The sequence below is a fragment of the Acidipropionibacterium jensenii DSM 20535 genome, from assembly GCF_000425285.1.
In the GTDB taxonomy this organism is placed as follows: Bacteria; Actinomycetota; Actinomycetes; order Propionibacteriales; family Propionibacteriaceae; genus Acidipropionibacterium; species Acidipropionibacterium jensenii.
Map to the genome: position 1 here is coordinate 146,511 of NZ_AUDD01000008.1, position 8,906 is coordinate 155,416.

General features: G+C 68.7%; 8 protein-coding genes. 7 read left to right on the forward strand and 1 reads right to left on the reverse strand.

The features are described 5' to 3' along the window. Nucleotides 1–24 precede the first annotated feature (24 nt). The 6 genes from dnaE to hisH all read left to right on the forward strand — a co-directional run bounded on the left by dnaE (nucleotide 25) and on the right by hisH (nucleotide 8,126). On the forward strand, nucleotides 25–3,597 hold the full coding sequence (gene dnaE, locus H590_RS0107265) for a DNA polymerase III subunit alpha (RefSeq protein WP_028703036.1): 3,573 nt from the start codon (nucleotides 25–27) through the stop codon (nucleotides 3,595–3,597). A gap of 3 nt (nucleotides 3,598–3,600) precedes the next feature. After that, entirely contained in the window at nucleotides 3,601–4,281 is a 681-nt protein-coding gene (locus H590_RS15490) for a hypothetical protein (protein ID WP_175415787.1), read from the forward strand. A 9-nt stretch (nucleotides 4,282–4,290) separates the two neighbouring features. Beyond that, nucleotides 4,291–5,595 (forward strand): histidinol dehydrogenase, encoded by a 1,305-nt coding sequence (gene hisD, locus H590_RS0107275; protein WP_028703037.1) that lies wholly within the window; start codon nucleotides 4,291–4,293, stop codon nucleotides 5,593–5,595. Beyond that, nucleotides 5,592–6,791 (forward strand): histidinol-phosphate transaminase, encoded by a 1,200-nt coding sequence (locus H590_RS15495; RefSeq protein ID WP_036981477.1) that lies wholly within the window; start codon nucleotides 5,592–5,594, stop codon nucleotides 6,789–6,791. The genes hisD and H590_RS15495 overlap by 4 nt, the downstream gene beginning before the upstream one ends. Beyond that, nucleotides 6,788–7,408 (forward strand): imidazoleglycerol-phosphate dehydratase HisB, encoded by a 621-nt coding sequence (gene hisB, locus H590_RS0107285; RefSeq protein WP_097799861.1) that lies wholly within the window; start codon nucleotides 6,788–6,790, stop codon nucleotides 7,406–7,408. Before H590_RS15495 ends, hisB begins: the two co-directional genes overlap by 4 nt. Before the next feature lie 91 nt (nucleotides 7,409–7,499). Further along, entirely contained in the window at nucleotides 7,500–8,126 is a 627-nt protein-coding gene (hisH, locus tag H590_RS0107290; RefSeq protein ID WP_036981481.1) for an imidazole glycerol phosphate synthase subunit HisH, read from the forward strand. A 156-nt stretch (nucleotides 8,127–8,282) separates the two neighbouring features. On the opposite strand, the gene H590_RS19110 is transcribed toward hisH, so the two are convergent. After that, nucleotides 8,283–8,582, reverse strand: a complete 300-nt coding sequence (locus H590_RS19110) for a transposase (RefSeq protein ID WP_342663332.1) — start codon at nucleotides 8,580–8,582, stop codon at nucleotides 8,283–8,285. A 27-nt stretch (nucleotides 8,583–8,609) separates the two neighbouring features. On the opposite strand from H590_RS19110, the gene H590_RS19115 reads away from it, so the two are divergent. Beyond that, on the forward strand, nucleotides 8,610–8,906 hold a 297-nt coding region (locus H590_RS19115; protein WP_245569815.1), incomplete at its 3' end, for a hypothetical protein.

Below are 8,906 nucleotides of genomic sequence, written 5' to 3' on the forward strand. Positions count from 1 at the left end.
GATCCCGACCCGAGAGGCGCATCCGTGGCACGGTCCGACTTCGTTCATCTGCACACCCACACCGAGTACTCGATGCTCGACGGCGCGGCCAGCAACGAGAAGCTCTTCGCTGAGGTGGCCCGACAGGGGATGCCCGCCGTGGCGATGACCGACCACGGCAACATGTTCGGCGCCTACGAGTTCTTCCAGCTCGCCAAGAAGTACGACGGGACCAAGAACCCGCTGGTCAAGCCGATCATCGGGGTGGAGGCCTATGTCGCCCCCAGCAGCCGGTTCTCCAGGGTCCAGGAGTTCTGGGGACGCGGCCGCGGCCAGCTCGGGGATCCGGACTCCGAGGGCGGCAAGGACGTCTCCGGCGGCGGCCGCTACACCCACATGACGATGTGGGCCAGGAACGCCACCGGACTCCACAACCTGTTCAAGACCTCCTCGCTGGCCTCCTACGAGGGCTACTACATGAAGCCGCGGATGGACCGGGAGCTGATCTCCCGCTACGCCGAGGGGGTGATCGGCTCCACCGGCTGCCCCTCAGGAGAGGTCCAGACCCGGCTGCGACTGGGCCAGTTCGAGGAGGCCTGCGAGGCGGCTGGCGCCTACCAGGAGATCTTCGGATCCGAGAACTACTTCTGCGAGCTGATGGACCACGGCGTCCCGATCGAGCGCGAGGTGCGCGCCGACCTGCTGAAGCTGGCCGCCAGGTTGGACATCCCGCTGCTGGCCACCAACGACTCGCACTACGTCACCGAGGACCAGGCCGACGCCCACGACTCCCTGCTGTGCGTCGGGGTGGGTCGCAACAAGGACGACCCCAACCGGTTCCGGTTCAACGGCTCGGGCTACTACATCAAGACCTCCGAGCAGATGAGGCAGCTGTTCCCCGACCATCCCGAGGCCTGCGACAACACCCTGGCGCTCACCGAGATGATCGAGCCCTACGACGAGGTCTTCAGCTACGTCGACCGGATGCCCCAGTTCGACGTCCCGGAGGGGGAGACCCAGGAGTCCTGGCTGCGCAAGAAGCTCAAGAAGGGACTCGCCGAGAAGTTCGGACCCAACCCTCCCCAGGCGGTCCTGGAGAGGGTCGAGACAGAGCTGGCGACCATCGAGCCGCTGGGCTTCTCCTCCTACTTCCTGGTGGTCTCCGACATCTGCGACGCCGCCCGCTCGATGGGGGTCCCGGTGGGGCCGGGCCGAGGTTCGGCGGCCGGCTCGATGGTCGCCTATCTCACCGGGATCATCCAGATCAACCCGCTGGAGCACGACCTGCTGTTCGAGCGGTTCCTCAACCCGGAGCGGGTCAACCCGCCCGACATCGACCTGGACTTCGACGACCGCCAGCGCGACCGGGTGATCGACTACGTCACCCACAAGTACGGCGAGGAGTACACCAGCCAGGTCAACACCTTCGGCAAGATCAAGGCGAAGAACGCCGTCAAGGACGCCAACCGGATTCTCGGCTACCCCTTCGCCCTGGGCGACCGGATCACCAAGGCGATGCCCGCCGATGTGATGGGCAAGGGGGTCCCGCTGTCGGGGATCTTCGATCCCGAGCACCCCCGCTACTCGGAGGGGGCCGAGTTCCGCGCCCTCTACGAGGAGAACGGCGACGTCCACAAGGTGGTCGACACCGCCAAGGGGATCGAGGGGCTGATCCGCGGCACCGGCGTCCACGCCTGCGCCTTCATCCTGTCCAGCGCCAAACTGCTCGACCTGGTCCCGATGCACCGCCGCGACAAGGACGGCACCATCATCGCGGGCTTCGCCTATCCCCAGCTCGAGGAGATGGGGCTCATGAAGATGGACTTCCTGGGCCTGCGCAACCTAGGCATCATGGACCACTGCCTCAAGATCATCCGCGCCAACCGTGGCGAGGAGGTGGACCTGCAGAAGCTCCCGCTGGACGACGCCAACACCTACTCGCTGCTGGCCCGCGGCGACACCCTCGGCGTCTTCCAGCTCGACGGCACCGCGATGCGCTCCCTGCTGCGCCTGATGGGGCCCACCAACTTCGACGACATCATCGCCGTCATCGCGCTGTACCGGCCCGGCCCGATGGGCGCCAACGCGCACATCAACTACGCCGAGCGCAAGAACGGCCGCCAGCCCATCACCCCGATCCATCCCGAGCTGAAGGACGCCCTCGACGAGATCCTGGCACCGACCTACCACCTGATCGTCTATCAGGAGCAGATCATGTCGATCGCCCGCAAGCTGGCGGGCTACACCCTGGGCGGCGCCGACCTGCTGCGCCGGGCGATGGGCAAGAAGAAGAAGTACATCCTGGACGAGAACTTCGTGCCCTTCCAGGCCGGGATGCGCAAGAACGGCTACTCCGACGAGTCGATCCAGGCGCTGTGGGATGTCATGGTGCCCTTCGCCGGGTACGCCTTCAACAAGTCCCACGCCGCCGGCTACGGGCTGGTGTCCTACTGGACGGCCTACCTCAAGGCCAACTACCCGGCCGAGTACGGCGCCGCGCTGCTCACCAGCGTCGGCGACGACAAGGACAAGATGGCCATGTACCTGGCCGACATGAGGGCCCAGCACATCAAGGTGCTGCCCCCCGACGTCAACGCCTCCTCGTTGGCGTTCACCGCCGTCGGCACCGACATCCGTTTCGGGCTCGGCGCCATCCGCAATGTCGGCGAGCACCTGGTCGACTCGATGATCGAGGCCCGCGAGGCGCACGGCCCGGCCCACGACTTCTTCGAGTTCCTCGACAACATGCCCATCGACGTGTGCAACAAGAGGGCCATCGAGTCCCTCATCAAGGCCGGCGCCTTCGACTCGATGGGCCACTCCCGCCGCGGCCTGATGAATGTCTACGAGCAGGCGGTGGACGCCGTCATCGACCTCAAGCGCAACGAGGCCAACGGCCAGGACGACCTGTTCGGGATGGGAGGCGGATCCGAACCCGCCCAGCTGGGGGTCGAGAGGGTGGTGCCCGAGGAGGACTGGGACCGCCGCACCAAACTCGCCTTCGAGCGCGACATGCTCGGGCTCTACGTCTCCGACCACCCGCTGCACGGCCTGGAGTCGGCCCTGGAGGCCGAACGGGACATCCCGATCGCCAATCTGATCGCCCCCGACGGACCCCGCGAGGGCCAGTACGAGATCGCCGGAATGGTCACCCAGATCGTCCGGCGGACCACCAAGAACGGTGACATCTGGGCCTCGCTGACCATCGAGGACCTGGATGCCGCGATCACCGTCGCCTGCTTCCCGAAGGTCTACCAGCGGGTCGAGCCGCTGCTGGGGGTGGACACCATCCTCAAGATCCGCGGCCGGGTGCGCGAACGTGACGACACCGCCGAGATGGCCGCCTCCGACGTGTGGATCCTCGATCTCACCGAGTCCGGGAACGCACCGGTGACCATCTCGCTGAGATCGGGCCGCTGCACCCCGAAGGTGGTGGCGGACCTGAGATCGGTGCTGCGCCGCCATCCCGGCGCCTGCGAGGTGCACCTGCAGCTCCAGGAGCCCAGTCGCCAGACCACCGTCTTCCGGTTGGCGGACGCCCTCAAGGTGACCAGCGACCAACCCCTGATGGCCGACCTCAAGGCCCTGCTCGGGCCCTCCTGCATCCCGGGACGGTGACAGATGTCCACCTCAAGTGAATCCACCCGTCCCGCGACTCCCTCCAGTCCGCCGGCCCCCCAGCGAGCCAGGGCGGTGGCCTCCACCCATCCCCTGGTGGCCCGCGCCGCCGACAACGCCCTGCTGCTGCGCCGTATCGTGCTGCTGCTGGGGGTCAGCGTCGTGCTCGGCGGGCTGTCCGGTCTGGTGTGGAACGCCTCCACCAGGCTGCCGACCTACACCATCGCCTCCGACGGATCGGCCAGCATCACCGAGCGCGGACTGGCCGGGGTGTTCTCCTCCGACGCCGGGTACTGCCTCACCGGGCTGGTCGCCGGCCTCCTGCTGGGCCTGGTGACCTGGTGGTGGTTCGGCCGCCGGGGCGCCCTGGTGGTGCCGCTGGCCGCCGTCTCGGCCCTGCTGGCCTCCCTGGTCTGCTGGTGGATCGGCGTGCTGGTCGGTCCCGACGGGTTCGCGGTGCGGATCTCGGGGGCCAGGGCCGGCGACGTCGTCCCGATCGATCTGGCACTGCGCAGCTGGACGCCCGTGCTGGTGTGGCCCTTCGCCGCCCTGCTGCCGGTGCTGGTGATGTCCCTGCTCGGCTGGGACGCCGCCGAGCGACGGGCCCGGTCCTCACGTCCGGTTGCACCGGCCGAGGTGACCGCACCCAGAGACGGATCGCAGGTCACCGACCGCGATCACTAAGCTGGTGATGTGATTCGCACCGTGGACCTCACCGACACCGACCCAGACGACTACCGGACCATCGTGCCCCGTGCCGATGTGGACGTCGACTCGGCCATGACGGCCGTCGTCGACGTCTGCCATCAGGTGCGCACCCGGGGCGAACAGGCGCTGCGCGAGTTCAGCGCCAAGTTCGACCACGTCGAACCCGAGTCGCTGAGGGTCCCGGTCGACGCCCTGGCCCGAGCCGCCGAGGAGCTCAGCCCCACCCTCCGATCCGCCTTCACCGAGTCCATCCGACGCCGCCGGGAGGTGTGCGAGGAGGCCGAGCTGGAGACCTCCTCGGCCCCGGTGGAACTGGCCCCGGGAGCCGAGGTCAGCCAGCGCATCATCCCGGTCGAGAGGGTCGGCCTCTACGTTCCGGGCGGGTTCGCCCCGCTCGCCTCCAGCGTCATCATGAACGTCGTCCCCGCCCAGGTGGCCGGGGTCTCCTCGATCGCGGTGGCCTCCCCGCCCCAGGCGGAGTTCGGCGGGCTGCCGCACCCCAACATCCTCGCTCTGTGCGAGATCCTCGGCATCGACGAGGTCTACGCAGTGGGCGGCGCCCAGGCGATCGCGATGTTCGCCTACGGGGTGCCGAACCTGTGTCCCCGCGTCGACATGGTCACCGGACCCGGCAATGTCTTCGTGGTGGCCGCCAAGCGCCACCTGCGCGGGGTGGTCGGCATCGACTCGGAGGCCGGTCCCACCGAGATCGCCATCCTGGCAGACCAGACCGCGGACCCGCGCTTCGTGGCCGCCGATCTCATGAGCCAGGCCGAGCACGACCCGCTGGCCGCCGCCGTGCTGGTCACCGACTCGCCGCAGCTGGCCGACAGGGTCCGCGAGGAGCTGGAGCCGATGGTCGCGGCCACCCTGCACACCGACCGGATCCGCACCTCGCTGGGCTCCGAGCAGTCGGCGATCGTGCTGGTCCGAGACATCGACCAGGGTCTGGCGGTCGTCGACGGATACGGGTCCGAGCACCTGGAGATCCAGACCGCCGACGCCGAGAAGGTGGCCGCCCGGGTGCACAACGCCGGGGCGATCTTCGTCGGCCCCTGGTCCCCGGTCTCGCTGGGGGACTACTCGGCCGGCTCCACCCACGTGCTGCCCACCGCCGGCTCGGCGGCCTACTCCTCGGGACTGTCGGTGCGCAGCTTCATGAAGGCGGTCCACGTCATCCACTACGACAAGCAGGGCCTGGACCAGCTCTCGGCCCCCGTGGAGGCCTTCGCGCTCGCCGAGAACCTCCCCGGCCACGCCAACGCCATCACCGTCAGGAGGGGCCGATGAGTTCCGACGCCGTGCCCACCGCCATCGCCCGGGTGAACCCGATCACCCTGGCCGAGCTGCCGTTGCGCCCCGAACTGGTGGGGGAGGAGCCCTACGGCGCCCCCCAGCTGGACGTCCCGGTCTGTCTCAACGTCAACGAGAACCCCTACCCGCCCTCCGAGGCGGTGCGTCGCGACATGGCCCACGAGGTGGCCAGACAGGCCGCCGGGCTCAACCGCTACCCCGACCGCGAGGCGACCGGGCTGCGCACCGATCTGGCCGAGTACATCGGGTTCGGGGTGGGGGCCGACCAGGTCTGGCCGGCCAACGGCTCCAACGAGGTGATGACCCAGATCCTCCAGGCCTTCGGCGGGCCGGGTCGCACCCTGCTGACCTTCACCCCCACCTACTCGATGTATCCCGAGTACGCCCGCAACACCCACACCGACTACGTCACCGTCCCCCGCGACGAGTACTTCGGCCTGGACGCCGAGCGGGTCCTCACCGCGATCCGGGATGTCAGGGCCGATGTGGTCCTCATCACCACCCCCAACAATCCGACCGGCACCGCCACCCCGGTGGCCGTCATCGACGAGGTGTGCGCCGGGACCGACGCCATCGTGGTGGTCGACGAGGCCTACCAGGAGTTCAACGACACCCCCGAGGACTCCGCGATCGCCCTGCTGCCCAAGTACGGCCGACTGATCGTGGTGCGCACCCTGTCGAAGGCCTTCGCGCTGGCCGGCGGCCGGGTCGGCTACGCGGTCGCCGCCCCCGCCGTGATCGACGCGCTGCGGATCGTCCGGCTGCCCTACCACCTGTCGGCGACCACCCAGACCGTCGCCCGGGTGGCTCTGCGGCACGCCCCCGAGATGCTGGCCAGGGTGGACGAGCTGCGCGAGACCCGGGCCGGGATGGAGGAGTGGCTGCGAATGCGCGGCTTCGCCGTGGTGCCCAGCCAGTCCAACTTCCTGCTCTTCGGACGATTCGTCGACCGCCACGCGGTGTGGGCCGAGTTCCTCGAGCACGGCGTCCTGATCCGCGAGGTCGGCCCCGAGGGGTACCTGCGGGTGTGCGCCGGTACCCCCGCCGAGGTCGACGCCTTCCAGCGCGCGGTCCTGGAGATCGCACCCCACGCCGAGATGATGAAGGTCGCCGACTCAGAGGCGATCAGCTCCAAGAAACATGTCCGCACCTCCTCCCAGGGACGGTCCTGATGAGTCGCACAGCACACGTGGTCCGCAACACCTCGGAGTCCCAGGTCGACGTCTCGATCGATCTGGACGGCACCGGTGAGTCGACCATCTCGACCGGGGTGGGGTTCTACGACCACATGCTCACCGCCCTGTCGAAGCACTCCGGGATCGACATGCGGATCCGCACCACCGGGGACCTGGAGATCGACGGCCACCACAGCATCGAGGACACCGCCATCGCGCTGGGTCAGGCGATCGGTGAGGCGCTGGGGGACAAGGCCGGCATCACCCGCTTCGGGGACGCCACCGTCCCCCTGGACGAGGCGCTGGCCCAGTGCGTCGTCGACGTCGCCGGTCGACCCTATGTGGTGTGCAGCGGGGAGCCGGAGTCCCAGGTCACCGTGCGGATCGGCGGATCCGGGGTGGCCTACCAGGGGTCGATGACCTACCACGTGGTGGAGTCCCTGGCCACCAATGCCGGGCTGTGCGTGCACCTGCGACTGCTCGCCGGACGCGACCCGCACCACATCTGCGAGGCCCAGTACAAGGCCCTGGCGCGGGCTCTGCGGATCGCCCTGGCCCCCGACCCCAGGATGGCCGGGCGGATACCCAGCACCAAGGGCACCCTCAACGCCTGAACAAGGCCCAACGCCTGAAACAACGCTCAACGCCTGAACCGTGCCCGGGGCCCCTGTCGGGCCGCCCCACAGATGTCACAGGAGGTAACTCATGACCGCGGTGGTGAGAGTCGGGGTCATCGACCACGGCTCGGGGAACCTGCACTCGGCCTGCCGGGCGCTGTCCCGGGCCGGCGCCGAAGTGGTGCTGTCCTCGGCCGTCGACGAGCTGGAGCGCACCGACGCCCTGGTGCTGCCCGGGGTCGGCGCGCTGGCCTCCTGCATGGCCGGACTGCGGGCGATGGGAGGCGACGAACTGGCGGCCGGCTGGGTCGACGCCGGACGTCACCTGCTGGGCATCTGCGTGGGTCACCAGATGCTCTTCGAGGACGGCGAGGAGCGCGACCAACCGGTCGGATGCCTCGGGCTGCTGCCCGGATCGGTGAGCATGCTGCCCGCCGAGAGACTGCCGCACATGGGATGGAACACCGTCACGCCGTGCCCCGGCAGCCGGCTGTTCGCCGGCATCGAGGACCAGCGGTTCTACTTCGTGCACTCCTACGGGGTGCTGGTCGACTCACCGCACACCGGGATCACCACCTGCCGCCACCAGGACGCCGAGTTCGTGGCGGCCACCGAGCTCGGCCCGATCTGCTCCACCCAGTTCCACCCCGAGAAGTCCGGGGCGGCCGGCGCCCGACTGCTGAGGAACTGGCTGGACCTCCTCGACGAGGACTGAGCCCTGATCCACCGTTTTGGGGTGGGCGGGTTGGCTGATCCGGCTGGTGGGCTTGTCGGGGTGGTGTGGGCGTGGGTGGTTCTCCGACCGCTGGTGTCGGCTTGTCCTGTGGGGTCCTCGGGGTTGGGCCCGGGTGGGGCTGGGGCGGGTGGGTGGTCAGGCCGCTTGGGGTGGGCCTGTGCCGGTGGCGTAGGCACACAGGGTCATGAACTCCTGCTGCCAGGGCCAGTGGGTGGGGTAGTGCAGGAAGCGACGCCTGGAGTGGCGGGCGAGGCGGGCGGTAATCATGGTGACCCGGATACGCAGGGTGGACATACGCGCTGTGCTCATGCCCGCCGCGTGGGCGGCGGCCCGGGAGATGTTGAAGGCGAGGACGGCCAACTGGAGCCAAGCGGCGTTGGCGGTGAAGCGGCCTGAGGGCAGGTGGGCCAGGGCGTTGCCCTTCAGCTCGGCCATGACTTGTTCGATGATGGCGTGTCCCCGATGGCGCTCATCGGCTTGAATCATGGGGAGGGGGGAGTTGGTGATGAGGGGGTGGTACCTGTACGTGTCGAAGAGTTCCCCCTGATCCGCATGAGCTGTCGGGTTCAGCCGTTTGACGCGTCGTACGACGAGCCTGCAGGTGACCTGGTCCTCCTTGGGATGGGACGTGAATGCGGTGAAAGGGACTTCTGCGACCTCAGCGTCACTGATCCACTCACCGGTGTCTTCTTCGAAGACGGCGTCGGTGTAGTGGATCCCCACCCAGGCATCTTCGCGGATCGCGCTGATGGCTCGGGT

Coding starts and splice junctions, on each gene's coding strand:
- H590_RS15490 (WP_175415787.1), top strand. CDS start 3,601: ATGTCCACCTCAAGTGAATCCACCCGTCCCGCGACTCCCTCCAGTCCG.
- H590_RS15495 (WP_036981477.1), top strand. CDS start 5,592: ATGAGTTCCGACGCCGTGCCCACCGCCATCGCCCGGGTGAACCCGATC.
- hisH (WP_036981481.1), top strand. CDS start 7,500: ATGACCGCGGTGGTGAGAGTCGGGGTCATCGACCACGGCTCGGGGAAC.
- H590_RS19110 (WP_342663332.1), bottom strand. CDS start 8,582: ATGGCCGAGCTGAAGGGCAACGCCCTGGCCCACCTGCCCTCAGGCCGC.